Genomic DNA, 23,594 nt, shown 5'->3' with positions numbered 1-23,594 from the left:
GCGATGAAGGGGGGGCCTTTTTGGAGCATTTCGGTTAAACTAGCTGCCTTAGCGGGGTCCATCTTGGCTAAAATTTTGCCCATGTCCTTAGCCTCTAGTTTGGATAAAATCGTTGCGGCCTTATCAATGGGCATGTCTTGTAAAATGGGTGCAGCTTTGGAGTCCTTCATTTTGGCATAAGTCGTGGCGACTTTAGAAGTGCTCGCCTCTTTAATCTCTTTTAAGAGTTGCTCGTTTTTGGCGATCAAATCTTTCATCTTTTTTTCGCTCTCTGCTTGTGCCTTCTTAAAATCTGCCTCTTTAGTTTCTAGTTCTTTTAATTTGGCATCTAGAGCCTTTTCTCTAGCACTAACTTTGGCATTGCGTCGATCTAAAAGGTTTTGGGTTTCATTCTGCAAGGTTTGCAAGGTTTGGGCGCGCTCTTGGAGTTTTTGGAGTTGGCCAGCTATTTCGGCTTTACGGGATTCAAAAATGGCATTGCATTGCAAGAATTCTTGAGAAGTTGGGGTAGCCACCAAAATATTTAATGCACACACTCCGAAAATGAGCCACCTAAACACGCTTGTCCTTTTGGTTTTGGTAAAACACACCCATGCCAATGGCATCCATCTGCTTATCCTCAAACTTTTTAAGCTTCTGCTTTTGTTTTTGGATTTCAAGGGTTTGGAGGTATTTGATCTTCTCGTATTCCAGCATCGCCGCCTTGTGCAAGTCCTGCAAATGTAACCCCACTTTTCTAAGTTTGCTAATTTCGGTGTGGATTTCATCGATCATGTAAAGATAATTTTTTTTGAGGGCACTAAGTTGCCTCAACTCCATGTATCCCCCACAAGCAGGCAAACTCAGATCGTGTAGTTGGGCTAAAAGTTCTTGTTGCTCCTCTTGTTTGCGCTTGATTTGGTTTTGGTTGTGGATGATGTCGCTTTCATAGCGTTGTGCGATCTGGTGCTTGATCTTAACAAGAGAGCTAAATGTATCCATGTTAGTTCCTTAAAATCATGTCTTCACGCTTAGGGCTAGTAGAGATGATTTTAATGGGCACGCCAATAAAATCTTCAAGGGCTAAAATATACTCTTGGGCTCCTTTAGGCAAGTCCTCAAACTTGCGCGCCCCCGCTGTGCTCTCCCAGCCTTTAAAATTTTGATAAATAGGCGTGATGCCCTCTAGGTTGCTGGGCACATGCGCGATCTCTTGCCCCTCTTTTTTATAACCCACCCCTACTAACACTTCCTCTAAACCATCTAAGACATCAAGTTTCATTAGAGCTAGCTGGGTGCAACCATTCAGGCGACAGGCATATTTCACACCCAACGCATCAAAATACCCGCACCGCCTAGCTCTAGAGGTTGTTGTGCCAAACTCATGTCCCTTTTCACGCAACCACACCCCCACATCCCCCAAATCCTCGCTAGGGAAGGGGCCATTACCCACGCGTGTGCAGTAAGCCTTAGCCACCCCAATAATTTGATTAATGTCTTTGACACTAAGTCCGCTCCCAGAGCATGCCCCCGGGGCTATAGTGGTGGAGCTGGTCACATAGGGGTAAGTCCCAAAGTCAATATCTAGCATGCTCCCCTGTGCGCCCTCTAGTAAAATGCGCTGCTGTGTCTTTGTTGCCTCCCATAAAAGCGCGGTGGTATCGGTGATATAAGGGAGAATAGGGGGGGCGTAGGTATCTATGTATTGCTCTAGACTTTGCATACTGGGGATGTTCTCCTTGCAAGGCATGGAGGACAAAAAGGCAAGTTTTTCTTTTAAAAGTTTGGGGGAGCGCAAATCCCCCACACGCAAGCCTACACGGGCGATCTTATCTTGGTAGGCTGGTCCGATCCCCTTTTGGGTTGTGCCAATCGCCCTTTTAGGGTTTTGTTCGTGGTTGATGTCTAAAACTTGATGGTAGGGTAAGATCAAATGCGCCCGATCACTCACAAAAAGCCGCCCCTTAAGATCGCCAAAGGGCTGCATCTCCTTAACCAGCGCATCTAGGGCAATTACAACCCCATTCCCGATTACAATTTTACAATGTGGGTAGAGCACGCCAGAGGGGATCAAGTGCAAGGCATGGGTTTGTCCATTAGCTACAATGGTGTGTCCGGCATTGTGCCCCCCTTGAAAACGCACGACAAAATCATAATTTTGTGCCAAGTGATCGACTAACTTCCCCTTGCCCTCATCTCCCCACTGCACCCCCAAGACAATATCAGCCATGCGATCTCCCTTAAACAAAGAGCGAATGCACGCTCTCATTGTGATAAACCCGGCGAATCACTTCCGCAAACAAAGGTGCTACGCTCAAAACACGAATCTTGGGGTGTGGGGCTTTAAGCGGAATGGAATTACTCACCACCACCTCATCTAGTTCGCTCTCTTTAATGCGTTTGATCGCATTCCCACTCAACACCGCATGCGTGCCTAATGCCATCACCGAGCGCGCGCCTTTGGCTTTGAGCATGCTAGCCGCCTTGCAAATCGTCCCAGCCGTGTCGATCATATCATCAACCAAGATCACATCCCGCCCTTGCACATCCCCAATTACATTCATCACTTCTGCTTCATTAGCGCGCTCACGGCGTTTATCTACGATCACCAAATCCATGCCAATTTGGTTAGCAAAGTAACGCGCCCGCGCCACGCCTCCAATATCTGGGCTAGCTACAATGGGGTTTTTAAAGTCGCGATCCAAAATATAATCCCTAAAAACAATCGATCCGTAAAGATTATCCACCGGGATATTAAAAAAGCCTTGAATCTGCCCGGCGTGTAAATCCATCGTAACGATGCGATCAATCTGTACGCTTTGCATCAAGTCGGCTACAAGTTTAGCACTAATAGGCACTCTAGGGGCTGCCTTGCGATCCTGTCTGGCATACCCAAAGTAGGGAATCACCGCTGTAATAGAACTAGCCGAGCTACGCCTAAGGGCATCGACCATGATTAAAAGTTCCATGAGATTATCATTCACCGGCGCGCAAGTGGGCTGGACGATACACACGTCCCGCCCGCGCACCGATTCGCTGATTTGCACATTGATCTCCCCATCGCTAAAATGCCCCAAAACCGCCTTAGAAAGCCCGATATTAAGGTGTTTTGCTACCTCCTTGCTAAAGCTAGGATGTGCGCTCCCACTAAAAATCTTAAAGCTCCGCGTTTTCATGCTCACTCCTTGAAGTAGTCAGCAGATTTACTCTTTAAATCCGCATAGATTGCCTCAAAATCCACACCATAAACCCGTGTTTCCCCAATGACACTTATAAAATTTACATCTTTAGCAAACCGGGGCACCAAATGTCCGTGTAAATGCGCGCTAATGCCCGCACCGCCAACATCTTTGAGATTAAAGCCTAGATTAATCCCTTGTGCCCCAAAGGCATAGAGTAATTGTACTCCTTGATAAATGCGCATTTGCAAATGTTGCCACACCTCTAGGCTGAGTTGCTCGGGGCTATCCACATGCGCATTAGGAATCACCATGAAATGACCGGGATTATAAGGGTAGGCATTCATCACCACAAAGCAATGGAAATCGCGGTGCAAAACATGGTGTTTGCTATCTAAATGCGGGTTTTGCTGGATGGCACAAAATACGCAATCGTGATCGTGGCTCAACTCTTGCAAATACGGGCTACGCCAAGGGGCATATAATCGTTGCATGGGCTTGTCCTAAATGTAGTTGGGGGCATCGTTGGCAAACAAGATCAAGTCTTTAGGGAGGGTCATGGTTTGCAAGACTTGCTCTAATTGGCTCTTGTCTTTCAAAAAAACTTTTTGGGGCCGCTCAATCGCGCTGGCAAAAACCTCCACATTGAGTTCGCCCGTGATGATCACAATGCTAAAGACTCCATCAATGGCTTGGGCTAGTTGTTTGTTACTGGCTTCATCACTCTCCACCAAGCCCGGGGTAACGATGATTTTGCGCCCCTCATACAGGCTAGCCAAACGCACGCTCTCTAACATGCCCTTTAAATTGCCATTAAAACCATCATCAATAATCACCTTGTCATTGACATGCACAAGGTGCAGGCGGTGGGGGACGGGTTTGAGTTTAGCAACAATCTTTTTAAGTTGGGGGATGGGGATTTTAAAATAAAAACCGACCATGACCGCTAAGCTGATATTTTCCACATTGAAAGCCCCTAGGATATTGGTTTGAAAAGCCACCCATTGGTGATCCAAAAAGAGTTCAAAGCGTGTGCCCTCTAAAGTCGCTTCAACACCTCTAATTTGCCCCGGGTAGGGCAAAATCTTTTGTTTGGGCTCAGGAGGACAATATTTTTCTAAAGGGTTGGTGTGGTAACAAAAGGCTTGAATTAAACGTGGCGAATCCAAGAGTTCAGCTTTGGTTTCATAAATGGTTTGAATATTTTTGAAGTATTCAATGTGTTGGTTGCCAATTTCAGTGATGATGGCATAATGGTGTTCTAAAAGTTTGCTAATCGCTCTAATGTCTCCCTTTTGGCGCGCCCCTGCTTCGGCGATGTAAATGGCGGTGGTTTCATCTAGGTTATTGTTAATGTCGTGACTCAAGCCTAGCAAAGTATTCACACTGCCCAAAGTCGCATGGACATTGTATTTATTTTGCAACATTTGGTAAAGGTAGTTTTTGATACTGGTTTTACCAAAACTCCCGGTGATGGCAATGATCTGCAAATTTGTCATGCGCTGGAGCTTGGATTTAGCCAGTTGGATATAACCCCTTGAGGCGAGCTTTTCAAAACCTTGAGAGCCTAGGTGGGCCAGAGCGATTAACAAGAGATAAAGTCCAAAAGGGGCTCTGCCATACAGACTACCTAAGATTGCATCGGCGATTAAGAGTAAGAAAAGAAATCCAAAGAAGCGCAACACGCGAGGGGTAAAAACCAAGCGTTTATCTAATTTGATCGCCCATATAATGAGCCATGGGAGTTGCACCACGCCCACAAAGAGATCAAATAACCAAATGACATGGAAAAGATGAGTTACCATAAACACGCCTGAGGGCAAGAGGGCATGATAGACATGCCAACGCCATTTGTGGTGCTTGGTGCAAATGCGGTAAAAACTATAGTTATACCATTGCAATAAGGTCATCAAATAGTAATTGAGTCCTAGGACAAACGCCCACACCACCAACAAATCTAACATTTCCATCAAAACCCCTCCAGATATTGCGCACAATGTTCCTCCACCACCGCACCCTGCTTTAAAAAAAAGTAATGATCGCCTTGCAAACTCACAAAGTGGTTATGCGGGATCAGCTGGGCGATTTTTTGCCCTGCTTCTAGGGGGGTGGTGGTGTCCTCTTGCCCCCATATAATCAAAGTCTGTTTTTGGCATGCCCTAAAGGGGTCTTCAAAATTTTCTTGCACGGTGTATTTGAACACCTCATACATGGCTGGGTTGAGATCGCGCGCATCCTCACTTCTTAGCTTGCAAAGTGCCTTTTGCAAACCCCAAGCCTTTAGGCACTTGGCTAGTTTAATCTTGGCGCGTGTTTTGAAAGACTTGGGGATTAAAATCCCCGCACTGCTCAAAAGCACCAGGTGTTTGCTTTGACAAAGAGTGGCGACCTTGCCCCCAAAACTATGCCCGATCGCAATATCTGGGGACACTTGCAAGGAGTTAAAAAAGGCATCAATGATTTGGGCATAGTCGCTGGGGGTCAAAAAAGTATCATTAGGGCTTTTGCCAAATCCGGGCAAATCCACATAAAAATGGTTGTAGGCAGCAAAATAGGGCTTAAAAGCCATTTGCATCAACTCCTTAGAACTCCCCCAACCATGCAGGAAGACCACATTTTTACAAGCCGATCGGTTATAAAAATCATAGGCAATCTCAAATTCACCCCCCCTATATTTTATACGCCTCCTAGCCATTACTTGGCTTTTTGGATTTGTTCAATGTAGTGGTAGGTGATGGGGATGGATACTTCTTTGGGCAAAATCACTCGTTCTAGGGTGCTTGAAAAGTCTTCAAAAAGATAGTGGGCGAGACTCCCGGGAATGGGATTGATCTCATTTAGGTAAATTTCATCATTAATGACAAAAAAATCACAACGGATAATTGCCCCGACAAACAAGGGGTTATAAATGCGTTTGAAAAGGGCGCGCATCTGCATTTCTAACTCGCTACTAATGTCTGCCTTCTTGACCTTTTGGGTGCGCCCAAAGTCTAAATATTTTTCTTCAAAGCCCAAAAAATCCCTTTTCTTGGGCTCTTCAACCACAGAAAAAACAAATTCACTCTCGGTATCATCGCCCCCCTTTTTCACCATGCACCCAGCTAAGTTGTATTCTTTCACGCCCTCTTTAAAAGGCTCAATCATGACTTGGCTGTCAAATTCAAAGACTTCATCTAATACATACTCAATATCTTTTTCATCTTTTAAAATACTAATCCCAATGGAGCTCCCCAAGCGATTGGGCTTGATAATTAAGGGGTAGGAAAGCCCTTTGATCGCACTACCTTCGCGTTTGTCTAAAAATACATAGGGCAGTGTTTTAATGCCCTTTTCTTTAGCCAGCATTTTGGTAAAGTATTTGTTGTAACTCATCACGCAAGCCTCCACCCGAGGACCAATAAAATCGATACCATAAAACTCTAAAAAAGAGGCAATCTTGCCATCTTCCCCATCACCTCCATGAATCAGGTTAATGAGACTCTCCATATTGATCGGCTTGCTCCCCAGTAGGCCCTGCGTGTGGAAGCCCTGATGCTTTAAGACGATCTCGGGGCACTTTTTATAATGCCCACTAGAAAAAAACTGCGAACGCATGTCTTTTTCAGCGATTAAATAAAAGCGGTGCGCCCCGTCCAAAAAGATAAAATGCGCAATCTGCGTGCCTAAAACTTGCTTGAGAGCAATGGCACTCACAATACTAATTTCATGTTCGTAGCTTTTGCCACCAAATAACAACCCGTATTCCACTTCTAATCCTTATATACATGCCAAGAGACGTCCATTTGCTATTATTATATCTAATCTTTTAAAAAATACCACCACCCCTACTTTTGGTATTGTTCTCTCTCAAATAGGCTAAAGGTTTTTTAGGTTAGAATGGCTGACTGGTTGCAAAACTAAATCCAATATCGTGGTTTGCTGATGGATGTTAATATTTCCAAAGCCTTATATGAGGCTAAGAGAATCCTTAAAGATAAAGGCATGCGCCCCGCATTAGAATCTGAGACCCTTTTAAGTCATTTGTTGGGCGTGGATCGGGTGTATTTGCACATGCATGCCCAAGAGGAACTAGATGCATTTGCCTTTGAGCACTTCATGCACATGGTGAAGGTGCGTTCTAAGGGCAAACCTTTAGAGTACATCACCCACGAGGTGAGTTTTTATGGGCGTTCATTCTTTGTTGATGAGCGCGTGCTGATTCCCAGACCGGAAACCGAGATTTTGGTCCATCAAGCTTCTCAAATTATTCAAGACTATGGGATCAAGAATGTGGTAGAAGTGGGGATTGGGAGTGGCGTTGTTTCGGTGAGTCTAGCCATCGCCCACCCTAAAATCTCCATTTTGGCAACAGACATTTCGATGGAGGCTTTGGAAGTGGCAAGCGTCAATATCGCCACCTTTAATCTGCAAAATCGCATCTCTTTATTCCAAACCTCTTTGATGGAGGGCGTGGATATTCAGGCGCGCACTTTGGTGGTGAGCAATCCACCCTATGTTGCGCTGGATTACCCTTTAGATGCCTCTGTACGTTATGAGCCTGAGATTGCCCTCTATGGGGGCGAACAAGGCGATGAGATCATTAAAGCCTTGATTAATGAGGCGGCCCATAAGCGGGTTAGATACTTGGTGTGCGAGATGGGGGCTACCCACCGCGCATCCTTGAGTGAGTACTTGGGGTTAAAAAATTACCAAGCCAGCTTTTATAGCGACTACGCTGGGCTGGATCGCGGATTTGTTGCCATCAGGCAAACTAACTAATTACGCTCCTTGTAGTGGGTGTAATCAAACTTTTGGAGCAATTTAAAGCGATCATGCTCAACCAAGCCCAAACTGGGTAGGGCAATCCCGTTAAAGGTGTTGTTTTTGACAATGGTGTAATGTAACATGTCTTGAAAAATGAGCTTATCGCCTATTTGCAAAGGACTCTTAAAACCATAGGGTCCTACAAAATCCCCCGCCAAACAACTGGTGCCACCCAGCATGCAAGGGTTCTCTTGGGGCTCTAAATGGGCTTGCTCTAGCCCTTGTGCGTTTATCCTAGCCACTTGTGGCTTATAGGGCATCTCTAAGCAATCGGGCATGTGGTTGGCGATGCTGGCATCCAAGATTGCAATGGGCATATCATTTTGCACCACATCGATCACGCTGGCTAACAAAAAGCCCGCTTGCCAGCCAACCGCCTCTCCGGGCTCTAAAAAAATCTCACAAATATTAGTATAGCGACTTTTAAAATCCTGCACCAACTGAGTCAATACCTCTATTTGGTAACCTTCTCTGGTGATGTGGTGTCCGCCTCCAAAATTAACCCATTGAACTTGCTTAATTGCCTCCCCAAAGTGCTTGCAGATGTGCTCTAGGGTTCTTTGAAACGCCAGCGCATCCTGTTCGCAATGTGTGTGGAAGTGTAGCCCACTAATGCTCTCTAGTCCGTATTTTTCTATACCCTCCTGAAAAGCACTGGGCGTGATCCCCAAACGGCTAAAGGGGGCGCAGGGGTTATAAATCAAGGGACTAACCTCGCTATAAAGCGGGTTGAGTCTCAAGCCCATCTTAATGGGTGAGAGCCCCAATTTATCTAATTGCTGGTTTTTTTTGAGCACCAAATCTTTATAAGCCATGTATTGGTTAAAGGAGTTAAAGATAATGTGCGTGGCGATGGGGAGGATTTCTAAAATATCTGCCTTTTTAAAGCCCGGGCTAAAAATGCAGATGTCTTTCCCACTCTCTCTAGAACCAAATTCCTCATAAGCCAATAACGCCTCATGCACCCCACTGGCACAACACCCCTGCAAACTGGGGCGCACCCACTCAAAGCAACGCCAAAAAGCGAAACCCTTCAAGGCAAGCAAGATTTTAATTCCTGCCTGTTGTTGTACCCGCTCTAGTAGTGCTAGATTGTGTTGGAGTTTGCTTAATTCTAGGACATAGCAAGGCGAGGGGATGGTATGATAATCCACTCTAAGCCCGCTCAGTGTGCATGAAATTTTTAATGATACGCTCCACATCTAAGGGGTTGGACTTAGAGATGAAGTCATCGGCATGCAAGGAGCGTGCCATCTCCTCATTAGAACTCCCACTCATGGAAGAATTGACCACAATGGGGATTTTAGCGGTGTTGGGGTCTAATTTAGTCCGTCTGATCACCTCAAACCCACTTACCTCGGGCATCTCTAAATCGGTGATGATCAAGCCCACATCCTCAACAATGGTTTCTTTATCAAAGAGATAATCTAAGAGCTGTTGCCCGTTGATGAAGTCCAAGTGTTTGATCCCCAGTTTGTCTAAGATCACCTGCATGGTCTTGAGCACGCTGGGCGAATCATCAGCCAGCAAAACCATTTTATCGCTATAGACTTTGGAGAGTTTTTCCAATTCTGCACGGCTTTCATCTTCAATCCAAGGGAAGACATCGACTAGCATTTTTTCAATATCCACCACCTGCACCAAACGCCCATCAAAATAGCGCGTGCGACTGACTAATTTAGAATTACCCGTATTGCCCCCCACGCCTGCACTCTGTTCGATCTCGGTCCATTTTTTATTGAGGATGCGATCGGCTTCGTAGATACGCACCCCAATGGTCCAACGCGAGAACTCGCAGATCATGATAATATCATCCTCCCCCTCAGCCCTTTCAACGCGGTAAGGACGCAAGTCCTTTTGCTTGTTGTTGCTGTCATAATAGAACCATTTTTTCATGTCAATCAAAGGAATGGTCATCTCCCGAATGATAATCAAGCCCTCCACCAAAGAATTAGGCTCATGGCTGATGATGGTCAAACTCCCCTCATATTTCACCACCTCGCGGATTTTAAACACATTCACCGCATAAAGGTCTCTATTCTTGCCTAATTTAAAGCACAGAAGCTGGAGTTCGTTATTTTTATGTAAGCTGGTAACTTGATCGATATGCGCTAAGTTATTGGTCATGCACTCTCCTTAAAAAGGTGGTCTATTATAACACCTAGACATTGAATCTAAAGTGCATCACATCTCCATCTTGCACGATGTAGTCTTTGCCTTCCACTCTCAGTGCTCCCTTAGCACGCGCACCCGCCTCACCCCCATAGGCAATAAAATCGTTATAAGAGATCGTTTCAGCCCTAATAAAGCCCTTTTCAAAGTCCTTATGGATCACCCCCGCAGCTACTGGCGCACTCGAGCCCCTAGTGATTGTCCAAGCCCTAACCTCTTTGATTCCAGCGGTGAAATAGCTCATCAAACCCAATTCTTGAAAGCTCAGGCTAATGATTTGTTCTAACCCGCTTTGCTTGATCCCCAAACTTTCTAAAAACTCTTGGGATTCCGCTGTTTCCATGCTCCCTAGCTCCTCCTCTAACTTGGCACTCAAACCCACAAAACACGCCCCTCTTTGCTGGGCTAAATCCCGCACGCGACACGCATGGGTATTTAAAGAGCTGGCATCTTCCTCACCCACATTAGCCACATAGATCACCTTCTTGGCACTCAAAAAGCGCAACTCTTTTTCCAACTCCTCAAAGTAAGGGTTATTTTTATCTTTAAAACTACTCACTGGATGCAAGGCATTGAGGTGTTCTAAGAGGTTTTGGGCGAGGTTTAAATGCGCTTGGGCTTCTTTGTTGCTTTTGGCTAGCTTGTTTAGTTTTTCTATGCGTTTTTGGAGGGTTTGGATGTCTGCTAAAATGAGTTCAATCTCTATGGTTTCAATGTCGCTTAGGGGATTGACCTCTCCGCTCACATGCGTGATGTCATCATCCTCAAAACAACGCACCACATGCAAGATCACCGCACATTCTTTGATATGCCCCAAGAATTGGTTACCCAAGCCCTCGCCAGCAGATGCCCCCTTGATGAGCCCAGCAATATCCACAAATTCTACGCTAGAGTGCTGGATTTTTTGAGGTTTGACAATCTTGGCTAGCTCCTTTAAGCGCGCATCGGGCACATCCACGATAGCCTTATTGGGGTCGATGGTACAGAAAGGATAATTAGCACTCTGGGCCTGTGCGGTACGGGTGAGCGCATTAAACAAGCTGGACTTACCCACATTGGGTAAGCCCACAATTCCAACAGAGAGACCCATTAAGACTTGGCCAAGACATCGAGCACAAATTGCACACACATGCGCACACCTGCCCCACTAGCACCCGGGGTATTCACATCCCAATCTTTTTCAACATAGGCAGGTCCAGCAATATCAATGTGTAGCCACTTATCCTTGTAAGCCTCACGGATGAACTCGTTTAAAAACAATCCAGCGGTGAGCGCGCCCCCATAGCGCACGGGGGTGATGTTGCTAATGTCTGCCATTTTAGAATCTAAAAGTTTGCGTAAATGGCGGTTAAAGGGTAATTTAGCCACCAACTCCCCACTTTTGAGGGCAGATTTTTCAAACTGGTTTTTGAGTTCTTCATTATTCCCCATGATCCCGCTGGTATAAGAACCTAAGCCCACCACGCAAGCCCCTGTAAGAGTAGCAAAATCCACGATCAAGTCGGGTTCCAAATCTTGGGCGAAACTCAAGCAATCTGCCAGCACTAAACGCCCTTCCGCATCGGTATTACGCACTTCGATGCTCTTGCCCTCTTTGGAGATCAAAATATCATCGGGGCGGTAAGAATTGCCTGCAATCATGTTTTCAGCTAGACCCAGCACGGCATGCACCTCTGCTTCTACGCCCAGATGCGCTAGGGCATTCACCACCGCTAAGACCGCACACGCCCCACCCTTATCGGCTTTCATGGTGATCATGTACTCAGAGGTCTTGATACTCAGTCCGCCACAATCATAAGTCAAGCCCTTACCCACTAAGACAATTTTTTTCTTGGCATGTTTGGGCTTGTAGATCACATGGACAAGTTGGGGCGGATTAGCAGAAGCCTGATTGACCGCTAAATAAGCCCCCATCTTTTTTTCTTTCAAATAGTCCTCACCATGCACAAAACAGTCTAAGCCATTTTTTTCCGCCAAATCTTGGGCAATTTTAGCCACATAGGGCGCGCTGGCGACATTTGGTGGAGTATTGACCAAATCGCGTGCCAAATTGACATGTTCGACCAAGATACGGGCTTTGTGGATTTTCTTTTCTAAAACCCCCTTGAGCGTATGGGGCTCCTCTGCAAATTCCTTAGCATCGCCTAGGGCTACAAGAACCTCTTTGAGGTGCGTTTTGGTCTTTTTCTCCTTGTAGGTTTCGTATTCATACATGCCAAATTGCAGACCTGTAAAAATTGCCAACATCGTTTCTGAGAGGGCATATTGTTCCACGGAGTGTTTAGCGGCATAGAGTCCCACCTTGGCACTTTTGAAGTGCATTTTTTTAATGGCACGAACCGCTTGGCAAGCGGCTTCTCTAAATAAATGCACATCGCTTTTAGGCACGCCCACATAAACGACCTTGTGGTGCTGATCCACAAACATGCCTTCGCCCTCGTAATTAAAAGTTTCTAGCTGCCGTTCATTGTGTATCCAAGAGGATTTTAAATCCTTCTCCACCACAAACACAACTGCCACATCAGCTTCTAAAGCTTTAAAACAAGTCTCTTCTAACTTGAGTTTCAACATTCCTTTCCTTTCTTAAGTTCTAAGCCCTGCTGGACTTTTTGGATTTTCTTATCGATCCTTTTTGTGTGCGCTCTGAAATACCAAAATACGCCACCCAGCGTACAGACCAAGAATAGTATAACGAGGTAAGGATAACGCTTAAGCAATCCCAGCAAGGCAAAAATTTGCTCGCCAAAATACCAAGCGAGCAAAATGGTGATCGATGCCCACACAAAAGCACTTAAAAGATTGATGAGTGCGAATTTCAGGGCACTATAACGGGTGATCCCAATACTAATTGGGATAATCGTGCGCATGCCATACATGTAGCGTTGGATGAAGATAATAAACCAGCCGTATTTTTGCAAAAGCAAATGTGCAAGAGCTAGTTTGCGCCGCTGTTTTTCGAGGCGTTTTTTGATGTAGTGCTTGCCAGTGCGGCCCACATAAAAATAAATTTGATCTCCCGTAAATCCCCCTAAGCCAGCCACCAAAATTGCCAAAAAGATATTCATATGCCCAGCGTAACTGGCAATCCCAGCCAAGATTAACCCAATTTCACCCTCCAAAATACTCCAAAAGAAGAGAATCAGATAACCCCAAGTAGCGGCGTATTTGTCCCACAAATCTATAATAAAAGCTTCCACACAAAACCTCTAGCGTTCATACTCTAAAACACTAAATACATTGGCCTGTTCAGCGATTTTTTGCAACCCACCCAAACTCCTAAGCGCGATCAAAAAACATGCTTCAATACACTTGGCTTGGAGTTTATCTAGGAGTTCTAAACTCGCCAATGCCGTCCCCCCCGTAGCGATCAAATCATCAACCAAGATCACATGGGCATCTTTGATCTCACGCAAGGCATCGGCATGGATTTCCACGCTGTCCTTGCCATACTCCAAACTATAATTTGCACTCAGGGTTTTAGAGGGGAGCTTGCCCTTTTTGCGTATGGGCACAAACCCCACCCGCAAGGCATAGGCTAGAGCTGCACCCAAAATAAATCCCCGTGCCTCAATGCCCACCACAAAATCTAGGCTGTGGTGCTTGTAGCGATCCTTGAGTGCATCAATGAGAGCACTGAATAAAGTTGGGTGGCTGATTAAAGGTGTGATGTCCTTAAATAAAATACCGTTTTGGGGGTAATTTTCAATCTCTCTAATATTGTCGCGAAGCTGGGATTTGAGCTTTTGGCTAAACATGGATTTCCTTATAATAATGCCTCAATTTTTTGTTCTAACTCTTTGATCCGTGCCTTGTATTTGTCAGTTTCTAGGCGGTATTGGGCGTTACGCTGTTTTAAAACCTTGACTTCATCTTTGAGCGCGTTCATTTCGTGGGTTAAAATATCAATGGTGCCCAACGAGCGTTGTAGCTGTAATTGGTGTTTTTGGATCAACACTTCTGCCTCTTGCAAGGTAAGTTTCATGGATGCCGAATATTTTTCCTGCTTTTTAGCAATGGAGCGGTAAAAAAATGCCCGTACCGCCATATAAGCCACAAAAAGCACCATGAGCGTGATGAGCATCCACTCAGCTAACATGGTTGCCCCTCTAGTTTGGCTAAACGGAGGACATGCCGCCCGCCCTCAAACTCTGTGCTAAAAAAAGCCTCTAAAATACTTAAGGCTACCCCAAAGCCTACGACATTTTGCCCCAAACAGAGCACATTGGCATCATTGTGTAATCTTGCCATTCTAGCCATGTAGGCATCTGTGCAGAGAGCAGCGCGCATGCCAGTCACTCTATTACAAGCCATACTCATGCCAATCCCGCTCCCACACACCAAAACACCTTTGGCTTGGCAATCCTGCTTTAAGGCATCACTCACTTGATGGGCAAAATCGGGGTAATCTACCCGTTGCCCCTTAGGGGGCGCAAACATCGTAATCTGGGCCTGTTTTTGTTGCAAAAACGTATATACAAAGTGAGCCAAATCCAAGCCCGCATGGTCGCAACCCACCACAACCTTTAAATTTGCATCAGCTCCCCACTTGCTTGCGGGGTGTGGGGATTTGGTGTTCCAAGCCCTCCACGCTTTTAAACATGCGTTTCCAACGTACGGTGAAGAGATTTTTAGGGTTTTTGGTGTTAGCCTCAACACTATTGGTTAAGTTGATACTAAAATAGACAAACCACGGCGTGCCTATAATGTGGCTATAGGGTACACTCCCTACAAAACGCGAGTCAGTGCTATCATCGCGGTTATCCCCGATCATAAAGAAGTGATCGGATTCGATCTTGCTATAAAAGGCAGGGGTGCCCTCTAGGTCGATGAGTTGCATCGCCACGCCAAAGGGCTGGGTTGCATGGAGCATCTGCATATTGCTAAAAGCCATGTTATTTTGGCTATAAAAAATCCCGGGGTGTTTGGAGGCATAGGGCGCAAAAACGAAGTCCTTACCTAAAAATTGCTTGATCTGGTGGTTGGGGAAGTGTTTGGAGATGTAATCTGGATCGCTGTCGCTCTCTTTGGGGTGCAAATAAAAGCCCTCTTGATTAAAAATCACTTCATCGCCCCCAGTGGCAAAAAGTCTTTTGACCCAGTAGCCCTTATTGGTGTAGGGGATAAAGACCACAATTTCACCCCTTTGGGGTCTTTTGCCCTCAAATAAATGCCCATTCCCTCTAAAATCAGGGAGCAAGGAAAAATCCAACCATGGGAGTCTGGGCAAGGGAATGCCATAGCTAAACTTCTTGACAAAAAGCATGTCCCCCTCATAAAGAGTGCCCACCATAGAGCGGGAGGGAATCACGAAGGCTTGGGCAACAAAGAAAATTGCCAAGAGCACCAACACAATTGTGCCCACCCAGCTCAGCGCAAAATCCCGCAAACTTTTTAACAACGCCATCTTAATCCTTTGAAGAAGTCTCTACCCTCTTGGCCGCTAAAAGGGTATTTTGCAACAAACAAGAAATCGTCATCGGCCCTACACCCCTAGGCACGGGCGTAATGTAGCTCACCTTCTCTTGCACACCATCAAAATCTACATCACCCACAATATTACCTTGTTCATCCTTGTTGATCCCAATATCCACCACCACTGCACCTTGTTTGATCATGGGGGCTTGGATGAGCTTTGGTTTGCCTACCCCCACACACACAATGTCGGCGTTTTGGGTGTAAAAACTAATATTCTTAGTCAAAATGTGGCATAAACTAATGGTCGCTCCGGCATTGAGCATTAAAGAGGCTAAGGGCTTACCAATGATATTGCTTGCCCCAATAATGGCAACATCTTGCCCTTTGATAGGGATTTGGTAATGTTCTAGTAATTCCATCACCCCCATGGGCGTAGCGGGTAAAAAACCTTTGGAAGCACTATTAGAATAGACCCGCCCGATATTGAGCGGGTGGAAACCATCGACATCCTTATGCGGGTCAATGCTCTCGATCACCTCTCTGGTATCCATGTGTGTAGGCAAGGGCAACTGGACTAAAATCCCATGCACTTGTGGGTCATCATTATAGGCTTTGATGGCTTGGAGCAAACGATCTTGAGAGATTGCGGATTCAAAGCTTTGCAAATGACAAGCAATCCCCACACGCTTACACGCCTTAACTTTCATATTAGTATAGAGCACGCTTGCGGGGTCTTGACCTACCAAGATCACCACTAGGCAAGGCACTAAAGAGAGCCTCTGCACTGCACTACACAGCTCCTTTTCTTTTAGCTTTGCCAATGCCTGCCCGTCTAGTAAAACCATCTTAAGCTCGCTAAAGTTTTTGTGCTATTATAATCAAAATTTTTGAAAGATAGGGACGATGTGCACAATCACTTACCTACAAAGGCTGTTGCGTGGCTTGTTTTTACTGGTTGGCACCAGCCTAGCCACAGAAAATAGCTTTATCACCACCGCCGAATATGGCAAGGAACTTTACAACAACCCCCGCAACATCAGTTGTGCCAAGTGCCATGGGGCTTTGGGCACAGAACAAGTGATCACCAGCTATACCCAAGATAACCAGCAACACTCCATCAAAGCCCCTCCCATCAACAACCTAGAGTTTGAAGCCTTTAAAAAAGCCCTCACCAATGGCAAATCCATCATGCCCAAATACAACCTAACCCCCGATGAGATCAAGGCAATTTATTATTACCTTGCCTCCACTAGAGAAAACAAACCCTAAGCCCCCTTGTAATTCTTAAAAATATCCTGACTCACCTTGTAACTGCAAAACTTGGGGCCGCACATGGAGCAAAACTCCGCCTCTTTGAAGACTTCTTGGGGCAAAGCCTCATCGTGATACTCTCTAGCGCGATCGGGATCCAAGGCGAGCTCAAATTGTTTGTTCCACTCAAAGGCATACCTAGCATCGCTCATCAAGTCATCGCGTACCCGTGCATTCACCCGACCGCGCGCGATGTCAGCGGCATGGGCGGCGATCTTGTAGGCTAAAATCCCCTCTCTGACATCTTTAGCATTGGGCAAGCCTAGATGTTCTTTAGGGGTTACATAGCAAAGCATCGCCACTCCCTTCCAGGCGGCTACACACGCCCCAATCGCGCTAGCGATGTGATCGTATCCGGCCGCAATATCGGTTACCAAAGGTCCTAGCACATAAAAGGGGGCTTGGTTGCAAAACTCTTGTTGGAGTTTGACATTGCGCTCAATTTGATTCAAGGGCACATGCCCGGGGCCCTCAATCATCACCTGCACATCTTTTTCATACGCCCTTTGGGCTAACTCGCCTAGCACTTTCAATTCGGCAAATTGGGCGGTGTCGCTCGCATCGGCTAGACATCCCGGGCGCAAAGAATCGCCCAAACTCAAGCTCACATCGTATTGTTGGCAGATGGCTAGAATCTCATCAAAAGCACTATAAAAAGGGTTTTGCTTGTGGTAATGCATCATCCAAGCTGCCATCAAGCTCCCCCCCCGACTCACAATGCCCATTTTGCGTTGACTCACATAGGGCATGTGTTCGAGCAAAAACCCGCAGTGAATCGTAAAATAACTCACCCCCTGTTTAGCTTGTTTTTCTAACACCCCTAGCATCGTCTCAATGTCTAGTTGCATCACATCGTTATGCACATCGTGCAAAATTTGATACATCGGCACAGTGCCAATGGGTACACTAGAGGCGTTAATAATCTCTTGGCGAATCGCGTCCAAATCCCCCCCAGTGGAGAGATCCATCACCGTGTCCGCTCCGTATTTCATAGCAACCCGCAATTTTTCTACCTCTTCTTCTACAGAGTGGATGATGGCAGAGCTACCGATATTGGCGTTAATCTTAGTTTTGAGCGCGATCCCAATGCCCATGGGTTCTAAATTTTGGTGCTGGATATTGGCTGGGATGATCAAACGCCCCCGCGCCACTTCAGAGCGCACAAGCTCGGGACTCACCTCTTCTACATTGGCGATATAAGCCATCTCTTCAGTGATCACGCCCTTTTTGGCGTAGTGCAACTGGGTTTTAATGGGGTCGTTGGCGCGCTTGGCGCAGTACTCACGGCTCATCTCTTCTCCTTTATTTAAAATCTTGCACCCTAACATAAGCTTTTAAATGCTGGCTTAAATCGTACTAACACCCCTTTAAGATTTAGAATGCTAGAATATTTTGTTACTTTTATAAATGATGGATTGTGTGTGTTGGATATGTCTGTTTCTCTGTTAGATTTTCAGGCTTTCAGGTCTATGGGTGTTTCGCTTATCTTGCCTGCAGCTGGATCAAGTGTGCGCTTTTTGGAAAGTTTGGAAGGTGCTTTTAAGATCAAAAAACAATGGTGGCCCTTAGAGGGTATGCCCTTGTTAGAAAAGGTGTGTCGGGATTTTCAAGGCACGGCATGTTTTGCGCAAATCTTTCTAGTGGTCAGCCACCCGGTAGAGCAAATTTATCTCCAACAGCGTTTTAGTGATCCCTTAGTTAGCGTGATTTTGGGGGGTAAAACCCGCCAACAATCCGTGCAAAATGCGCTCGATCTGGTTGATACACCCCTGGTGATGGTGAGCGATGTGGCGCGCTTTTGTTTGGATTACCCTGTTTTGCACAATTTATTTTCAGCCATGCATGAGCAAGTTTTAGATTGTGTAGCCCCTAGCTTACCCGCAAGTGATACGCTGATCTACCAAGATAACCAAGTGCTTAATCGCGATGGGGTACGGTGTGTGCAAACCCCCCAACTCTGCCGCACGGCCGTGCTTAAAAAAGCTTATGCCACTGGTGCGTTTAGTGATGAGAGTAGTGCGATCTTGAGCTTGGGCGCGCGGGTAGCCTATATCTCTGGGAGCACGCGCCTGCATAAACTCACCTATGCGCGCGATCTGCCCCCCCAGTCGCAAGTTTCTAACCACTCCTTTGGGATGGGTTTTGATGTGCATGGATTTGAGCCCAATAAAGTTATGAAAATAGGGGGTGTGGAGATCGATCCTAAAGATAGCCAACAGCAAGGCTTTAAGGCACATAGCGATGGGGATGTGCTTTTGCACGCCCTGATAGATGCGCTATTAGGGGCGATCAAGGGTGGAGATATTGGCATGTATTATAGCGATCAAAATCCTGCCTATGCGGGCATGGATTCAGCCCTCATGTTGCAAAGCATTTATGGCTTGGTGCAAAATTTAGGGCATGTGGTGGTGGGCATCGATACCACCTTATTTGCCCAAATCCCTAAAATTGCTCCCTATAGAATGGCAATTTGCCAAAATCTAGCCAAACTCTTAAAAATCCAGCCCCACCAAATCAATTTGAAAGCAACCACAACAGAGGGCTTAGGCTTTATTGGAAGAAAGGAGGGCGTGGGCGCACAAGTGTTGGTCCAAACCAGTATCTTGGTACCCACCCAAGCAAGATGAACAGAACACAGAGCGTTTTAATCATTGAAGATGAGGTGCATTTGGCCCAAAGCATTGCCTCTGCTTTGAGCAGTTTGGGCTATAAATGCCAAAGTGCTTCGAGTATTTTCCACCACTTTAAAGAAGATTACGATGTGGTGTTGATTTCTTCTAAGGTCTGTGTGGATCGTTGTGAGCACTTTGTGCGTAAAAACTCGAAGGCGATCACCATCATGATGGCCTCGTTTGTGAGTGAGGATAGTGTCAATCGCCCGATCAAGGCGGGTGCTAGGGATTATATTTTAAAGCCCTTTAAAATGGATGAGCTGATTCGCAAGATCACTTACCACAAAGCTTACAAAGAGGCGATGGTGCGTGCAGGGGTCCATGAACGCTATTTAGACTTCATAACCCAAGACCTCAATGTGAGCTATAGTTGTGAAGATTCCCTCCCTCTTGTTTTGCACAGCCACACCCAAAGCACCGCCGACTTGTTTGCGTTAAACTATGCTCGGGTCAATGGGCTAGACTTGGAGTTTTTTTCTTTAAAAACCCATAGCATCCAAGAAGTTTTCAAACACGAACCTAGCCACTTGCATGCAACCTACATCACACATTTAGAGGTTTTGCGCCACCAAGATCGCGAAAAACTTTTAAAAACACTCCCCAATCACCATGCGATGGTTTCTTTTGTCGGGCATGATAGTCTGGAATTTGAGGGGGTCGTGCATTATTTGGAGGGTGAGGAGCCCTTGATCCCCTCAGGTCTGCTCTCCATCCAAGATTATGAAAAAAATGCCATCCAGCAGTTTAGCCCTTGTTACACTGACACCGAATTGGCCAAGAGGCTAGGCATTAGCCGCAAATCTCTTTGGGAGAAACGCCGCCGCTATAATTTGCCTAGAAAACCTAATGTGGTTAGTGAAAAAATCGTATTGGAGTGAGTTCTTGCTTTGATATGGGATAGACCCAAATCTTTGCTTGGATTTTTGCAGAATCATTTGTACTGGCACCAACCCAAAAAATAGCACTAGAATTTTGCGATAACTGCGGGGCTTAAGGGCACATGTGCATGATTCTTGATTATGCTATGGTAATAAACTAGAGACATATTATGAGAAACTTAAAGTTTATTATTATAGCTTGAAAGATTTTATATCAGTCTGTTTACCAAAGTAAACAAGACTTACGCTAAACTACGGCTATGAAAATGAGGGGTTTGCTGGACTCCAGTCTAGCAGATCCTGAGGTTTTCAAATCCATGAAAGGAGTATGTTATGAGCAGCAACAGCAATAACAGCAGGAACAGCAACAATAGCAACAACAGCAATAACAGCAACCGCAATAACAGCAACAATAGCAACAACAGCAATAACAGCAACAATCAAGACTAGTTGCGGTTTCTCCCTCCCCCCCTTGGGGGGAGTCTCCCTCCCACTTTCCTTTATAGCTCTAGCAAGTCCAGCAAGCTCTTTTTGTAGTGCTCTGCACAAGTTTGGTCTTTGCCCTCAAAACGCATGACTAGTGTGGGGGTGGTGTTGCTCGCACGCACCAGCCCAAAACCATGCTCAAAAATCACCCGCACACCATCAATGTTAATCACCTTAACAATGGGTGGGAAATTGGGTGGCAAAGGTGCTTGGAGAGAGTTTTTAAGCTTTTCAATGATTTGGAATTTTCGCTCCTCGGGCACGTTGATTTTTTCTTCTGCAGTTTTGTAAGAATAGGGCAGGGCCTGCATACGCGCCTCTAATTCTTGAGGGCTTTGTTGGCTTAACAGCTCCAAGAGGCGTAAAGCCGCATAAAGGGCATCGTCATAGCCAAAGTAGCGATCGTTAAAAAAGAGATGTCCGCTCATCTCAGCCGCCAAATGCGCCCTTGTTTCTTTGAGCTTGACTTTTAAATTGCTATGCCCTGTTTTATACATCAATGCCTCACCAAAACTATTAATGGTGTCATACATCACTTGCGAACATTTGACTTCCCCAATCACTAGGGGCTTGATACCCTGTTTTAACATCTGCTCGGCTAGCACAATGGCCAACTCATCGCCCCCATAGGTACGTTTAGGTGTGAGTAGGGCGATTCGATCGGCATCGCCATCAAAGGCGAGTCCAATTTCTATGCCTTGTGCTTGCATGTACGCCTTTAAAGTGGCTAAATTTTTTTCTTCACTGGGATCGGGGTGGTGGTTAGGGAAAGTCCCATCCGGATTAGAATAGAGGCTATCAAAATTGGTATTGAGTGCTTTTAGCACGGGTTCTAGCCCCAAAGCCCCCACGCCATTTCCAAAATCCAGCGCGATTTTTCGGGGGAAGTTTTGGAGGTGCTTAAAGGCTTGGATCAAATATTCATGGTAAGCCCTAAGAGCATTAAGTTTTTTGGGCGTGCTGAGGCTGGGGGCATATGCTAGGGGTTGCTTGGCAATCTCCTCTTTGAGAGCTTGGATTTGTGCGCCATAAAAGGGCTGTTGGTCCAACGTGATTTTAAACCCATTGTAATCAGGTGGGTTGTGCGAGCCCGTGATCATAATCGAGTGGGGGATGCTGATCCCCTCAATTTTGTTAAAGGTTGCAAAATAGGCTATAGGGGTGGGGATCAAGCCCAAATCATAGACCTCTAAAGAGTTTTGCAAACCATTTTTAAGCCACTCAAACAAAAGCGGTGAATGTGTGCGCGCATCATAGCCCACCGCCACACATGGCCCGCTTAGAGCCATCAAGCGACCCAAATACACACCAATGTTATAGACCACCTCTTGGGTGAGATTTTGCCCAAAAATCCCCCGGATGTCGTATTCTCTAAAAATGCTAGGATCAAGTTGCATAGTTCTCCTTTATATGGCTCCCCCATTCCCCATTTTATCCCCATTTGATTAAAGCCACTCTAAAAACCCCCTTGTGGGGTTTGAATTAAAAATTGCAGAATAGATCATGGCACTTTAAACTAAAATTAACAAATAAAATCCCAAAATGGCAACTTCTTTAACTTTTAAGGAGTCCCATGCGCAAGATTACAAAGGACATGTTATTGGCACTGATGGGGATATCGCTCGCACTCTCAGGCTGTGCTATAGACACGGGTGCAAAAACCAACCAAGCCAAAAAGCACGCAACTCTTAAGAAAAGTGCTACTCCCCTAGACTTTAACTACCCCATCGCTATTAGCCAAGAGGATGCCAACAACCATACGATTGCCATCTTAGCCCCACATATCCAAGCAGATGAAAATGTCCAGCCCTATATCCAACGATTCCAAAATGCTTTAGTGAGGCAGGTGCAAGAGATTTTTGAAAAAAAAAGGTTATAACATCATACACTTGGCATCTGCACAAAATTTAACGCCCGAGCAAAAAAGTAAAATATACTCCATTTTAAAAATCAGAGGATGGGTAGGTATATTGGTCGATGCAGACATTAACACAGACGATCCAGAGGACACTCATATGAAAACAACGGTGGATCAAAGTGCTGGTGCTGTCTTGTTCAAATTCTTTGAACCCAAGACGGGGCGGACTACCCACAACTTTGCCATCAATGTCGGTGCAGAACATGCCATCACTTATTCGTATTTTCAAGAAGCTACAAGTTCGGATAGTTTTGCGGGCGCAAACTCAGTCAGCCGTGGCGCAACAAGTCTGGATAGTTTTGATGAGGCAAATACAGTTGGTGGCAGAATGGACAAAAACCATGACGATGCGATCCAAACCATCCTTAGCAAGGCTTATGGAGTTGTGATGAAAAAAATTATCTCTTGGGTCAAAAATGCTGATTTGAAGCAATATAGAAAGGCCATTGATCAAATTAGAAAATAGCCCCTTCTGCTCACCAAAACAAGCCTACAGATGGCTGACCCGTTAGGCTAAAATTTCTTGCTACTGGCCTCTTTGAGAATATCTTGGGCGATCTTTTGCACATTTTCGCTGATGTTTGAGGAAGTGGCCGCAATTTGGGTGTTATGCGCTACGCTCTGCTCCAATTCTTGCATGGCCTCGTTAATTTGGGCAATCCCCTGTGTTTGCTCGCTTATAGCTTGCGCGCTATCATTAATGGATTGGGTGAGGGACTGGGTGTTGATTTCAATCTCGCCTAAAGATTTTTGGGTGCGCTCGGCTAGTTTGCGCACCTCA

The 23,594-nt window shown here is 45.7% G+C and carries 27 protein-coding genes and 1 pseudogene; 6 read left to right on the top strand and 22 right to left on the bottom strand.

Going from position 1 to position 23,594, the window contains the following annotated elements; translation table 11 throughout:
- The 8 genes from EAO36_RS06810 to EAO36_RS06775 form a co-directional block, all read right to left on the bottom strand.
- On the bottom strand, positions 1-560 hold a 560-nt coding region (locus tag EAO36_RS06810; RefSeq protein ID WP_120955889.1), incomplete at its 3' end, for a MotE family protein.
- The gene (locus tag EAO36_RS06805) at positions 553-981 is read right to left on the bottom strand and encodes a flagellar FliJ family protein (protein WP_120948000.1); all 429 of its coding nucleotides are present in this window, start codon (positions 979-981) and stop codon (positions 553-555) included. The genes EAO36_RS06810 and EAO36_RS06805, both read right to left, overlap by 8 nt.
- Before the next feature lies 1 nt (position 982).
- The gene (locus tag EAO36_RS06800; protein ID WP_120955888.1) at positions 983-2,209 is read right to left on the bottom strand and encodes an adenylosuccinate synthase; all 1,227 of its coding nucleotides are present in this window, start codon (positions 2,207-2,209) and stop codon (positions 983-985) included.
- Positions 2,210-2,219: 10 nt separating this feature from the next.
- On the bottom strand, positions 2,220-3,155 hold the full coding sequence (locus tag EAO36_RS06795; RefSeq protein WP_120947998.1) for a ribose-phosphate pyrophosphokinase: 936 nt from the start codon (positions 3,153-3,155) through the stop codon (positions 2,220-2,222).
- Between the two features lie 2 nt (positions 3,156-3,157).
- On the bottom strand, positions 3,158-3,652 hold the full coding sequence (locus tag EAO36_RS06790; RefSeq protein ID WP_120947997.1) for an HIT family protein: 495 nt from the start codon (positions 3,650-3,652) through the stop codon (positions 3,158-3,160).
- Positions 3,653-3,661: 9 nt separating this feature from the next.
- A complete protein-coding gene (locus tag EAO36_RS06785; RefSeq protein ID WP_120947996.1) occupies positions 3,662-5,128 on the bottom strand; it encodes a Mur ligase family protein in 1,467 nt (488 codons plus the stop codon).
- A complete protein-coding gene (locus EAO36_RS06780; RefSeq protein ID WP_120947995.1) occupies positions 5,128-5,853 on the bottom strand; it encodes an alpha/beta fold hydrolase in 726 nt (241 codons plus the stop codon). The genes EAO36_RS06785 and EAO36_RS06780 overlap by 1 nt, the downstream gene beginning before the upstream one ends.
- Positions 5,853-6,905, bottom strand: a complete 1,053-nt coding sequence (locus EAO36_RS06775) for a D-alanine--D-alanine ligase (protein WP_120947994.1) — start codon at positions 6,903-6,905, stop codon at positions 5,853-5,855. The genes EAO36_RS06780 and EAO36_RS06775 overlap by 1 nt, the downstream gene beginning before the upstream one ends.
- Before the next feature lie 174 nt (positions 6,906-7,079).
- On the opposite strand from EAO36_RS06775, the gene prmC reads away from it, so the two are divergent.
- Positions 7,080-7,916: a peptide chain release factor N(5)-glutamine methyltransferase gene (gene prmC, locus EAO36_RS06770; protein WP_120947993.1), complete on the top strand. Its 837-nt coding sequence runs from the start codon at positions 7,080-7,082 to the stop codon at positions 7,914-7,916.
- On the opposite strand, the gene nspC is transcribed toward prmC, so the two are convergent.
- The 10 genes from nspC to folD are packed head-to-tail and all read right to left on the bottom strand — an operon-like array spanning position 7,913 to position 16,393.
- The gene (nspC, locus tag EAO36_RS06765; RefSeq protein WP_162983273.1) at positions 7,913-9,163 is read right to left on the bottom strand and encodes a carboxynorspermidine decarboxylase; all 1,251 of its coding nucleotides are present in this window, start codon (positions 9,161-9,163) and stop codon (positions 7,913-7,915) included. The genes prmC and nspC overlap by 4 nt on opposite strands.
- On the bottom strand, positions 9,117-10,088 hold the full coding sequence (locus tag EAO36_RS06760) for a chemotaxis protein (RefSeq protein ID WP_120947991.1): 972 nt from the start codon (positions 10,086-10,088) through the stop codon (positions 9,117-9,119). The genes nspC and EAO36_RS06760 overlap by 47 nt, the downstream gene beginning before the upstream one ends.
- Before the next feature lie 34 nt (positions 10,089-10,122).
- Entirely contained in the window at positions 10,123-11,223 is a 1,101-nt protein-coding gene (gene ychF / locus EAO36_RS06755) for a redox-regulated ATPase YchF (protein WP_120955886.1), read from the bottom strand.
- A complete protein-coding gene (locus EAO36_RS06750; protein ID WP_120955885.1) occupies positions 11,223-12,704 on the bottom strand; it encodes a leucyl aminopeptidase in 1,482 nt (493 codons plus the stop codon). The genes ychF and EAO36_RS06750 overlap by 1 nt, the downstream gene beginning before the upstream one ends.
- On the bottom strand, positions 12,698-13,330 hold the full coding sequence (locus tag EAO36_RS06745) for a DedA family protein (protein ID WP_120947988.1): 633 nt from the start codon (positions 13,328-13,330) through the stop codon (positions 12,698-12,700). The genes EAO36_RS06750 and EAO36_RS06745 overlap by 7 nt, the downstream gene beginning before the upstream one ends.
- A 9-nt stretch (positions 13,331-13,339) precedes the next feature.
- Positions 13,340-13,888: an adenine phosphoribosyltransferase gene (apt, locus tag EAO36_RS06740; RefSeq protein WP_120947987.1), complete on the bottom strand. Its 549-nt coding sequence runs from the start codon at positions 13,886-13,888 to the stop codon at positions 13,340-13,342.
- 8 nt (positions 13,889-13,896) lie between these two features.
- Positions 13,897-14,229 carry a hypothetical protein gene (locus tag EAO36_RS06735; RefSeq protein WP_120947986.1) on the bottom strand — a complete coding sequence of 111 codons (333 nt, stop codon included), beginning with the start codon at positions 14,227-14,229 and terminating at the stop codon, positions 13,897-13,899.
- Complete coding sequence (rpiB, locus tag EAO36_RS06730) at positions 14,223-14,651, bottom strand: ribose 5-phosphate isomerase B (protein WP_120947985.1); 429 nt, start codon at positions 14,649-14,651, stop codon at positions 14,223-14,225. Before rpiB ends, EAO36_RS06735 begins: the two co-directional genes overlap by 7 nt.
- 16 nt (positions 14,652-14,667) lie before the next feature.
- Complete coding sequence (gene lepB / locus EAO36_RS06725) at positions 14,668-15,537, bottom strand: signal peptidase I (protein WP_120947984.1); 870 nt, start codon at positions 15,535-15,537, stop codon at positions 14,668-14,670.
- Between the two features lies 1 nt (position 15,538).
- On the bottom strand, positions 15,539-16,393 hold the full coding sequence (gene folD, locus EAO36_RS06720; protein ID WP_120947983.1) for a bifunctional methylenetetrahydrofolate dehydrogenase/methenyltetrahydrofolate cyclohydrolase FolD: 855 nt from the start codon (positions 16,391-16,393) through the stop codon (positions 15,539-15,541).
- 58 nt (positions 16,394-16,451) lie between these two features.
- Between folD and EAO36_RS06715 the strand changes: the two genes are divergently transcribed.
- Positions 16,452-16,817 carry a c-type cytochrome gene (locus EAO36_RS06715; protein WP_185962980.1) on the top strand — a complete coding sequence of 122 codons (366 nt, stop codon included), beginning with the start codon at positions 16,452-16,454 and terminating at the stop codon, positions 16,815-16,817.
- On the opposite strand, the gene thiC is transcribed toward EAO36_RS06715, so the two are convergent.
- A complete protein-coding gene (gene thiC, locus EAO36_RS06710; protein WP_120955890.1) occupies positions 16,814-18,151 on the bottom strand; it encodes a phosphomethylpyrimidine synthase ThiC in 1,338 nt (445 codons plus the stop codon). The genes EAO36_RS06715 and thiC overlap by 4 nt on opposite strands.
- Positions 18,152-18,238: 87 nt before the next feature.
- Here thiC and ispF point away from each other — a divergent pair, with 87 nt between their 5' ends.
- Both ispF and EAO36_RS06700 read left to right on the top strand, forming a co-directional pair.
- Positions 18,239-19,486 carry a 2-C-methyl-D-erythritol 2,4-cyclodiphosphate synthase gene (gene ispF / locus EAO36_RS06705; protein WP_120947982.1) on the top strand — a complete coding sequence of 416 codons (1,248 nt, stop codon included), beginning with the start codon at positions 18,239-18,241 and terminating at the stop codon, positions 19,484-19,486.
- Entirely contained in the window at positions 19,483-20,409 is a 927-nt protein-coding gene (locus tag EAO36_RS06700) for a response regulator (protein ID WP_120947981.1), read from the top strand. The genes ispF and EAO36_RS06700 overlap by 4 nt, the downstream gene beginning before the upstream one ends.
- A gap of 309 nt (positions 20,410-20,718) precedes the next feature.
- Here EAO36_RS06700 and EAO36_RS08955 read toward each other — a convergent pair whose 3' ends face one another.
- Both EAO36_RS08955 and EAO36_RS06695 read right to left on the bottom strand, forming a co-directional pair.
- Positions 20,719-20,853 carry a hypothetical protein gene (locus EAO36_RS08955; protein WP_268877236.1) on the bottom strand — a complete coding sequence of 45 codons (135 nt, stop codon included), beginning with the start codon at positions 20,851-20,853 and terminating at the stop codon, positions 20,719-20,721.
- A 56-nt stretch (positions 20,854-20,909) separates the two neighbouring features.
- Positions 20,910-22,292, bottom strand: a complete 1,383-nt coding sequence (locus EAO36_RS06695) for a phosphomannomutase/phosphoglucomutase (protein ID WP_120955884.1) — start codon at positions 22,290-22,292, stop codon at positions 20,910-20,912.
- Positions 22,293-22,468: 176 nt separating this feature from the next.
- Between EAO36_RS06695 and EAO36_RS08770 the strand changes: the two genes are divergently transcribed.
- Both EAO36_RS08770 and EAO36_RS08765 read left to right on the top strand, forming a co-directional pair.
- Positions 22,469-22,774 carry an HpaA family protein gene (locus EAO36_RS08770; RefSeq protein WP_235852398.1) on the top strand — a complete coding sequence of 102 codons (306 nt, stop codon included), beginning with the start codon at positions 22,469-22,471 and terminating at the stop codon, positions 22,772-22,774.
- On the top strand, positions 22,755-23,279 hold the full coding sequence (locus tag EAO36_RS08765) for an HpaA family protein (protein ID WP_328588052.1): 525 nt from the start codon (positions 22,755-22,757) through the stop codon (positions 23,277-23,279). The genes EAO36_RS08770 and EAO36_RS08765 overlap by 20 nt, the downstream gene beginning before the upstream one ends.
- Before the next feature lie 47 nt (positions 23,280-23,326).
- On the opposite strand, the pseudogene EAO36_RS06685 reads toward EAO36_RS08765, so the two are convergent.
- Positions 23,327-23,594, bottom strand: a pseudogene (locus EAO36_RS06685) (methyl-accepting chemotaxis protein); the annotation flags it as partial.

The sequence above is a fragment of the Helicobacter mehlei genome, from assembly GCF_003660265.1.
Lineage (GTDB): Bacteria > Campylobacterota > Campylobacteria > Campylobacterales > Helicobacteraceae > Helicobacter > Helicobacter mehlei.
Note: the sequence above shows the minus strand (reverse complement) of the source record. Positions and strands in the feature narration are given on the sequence as shown.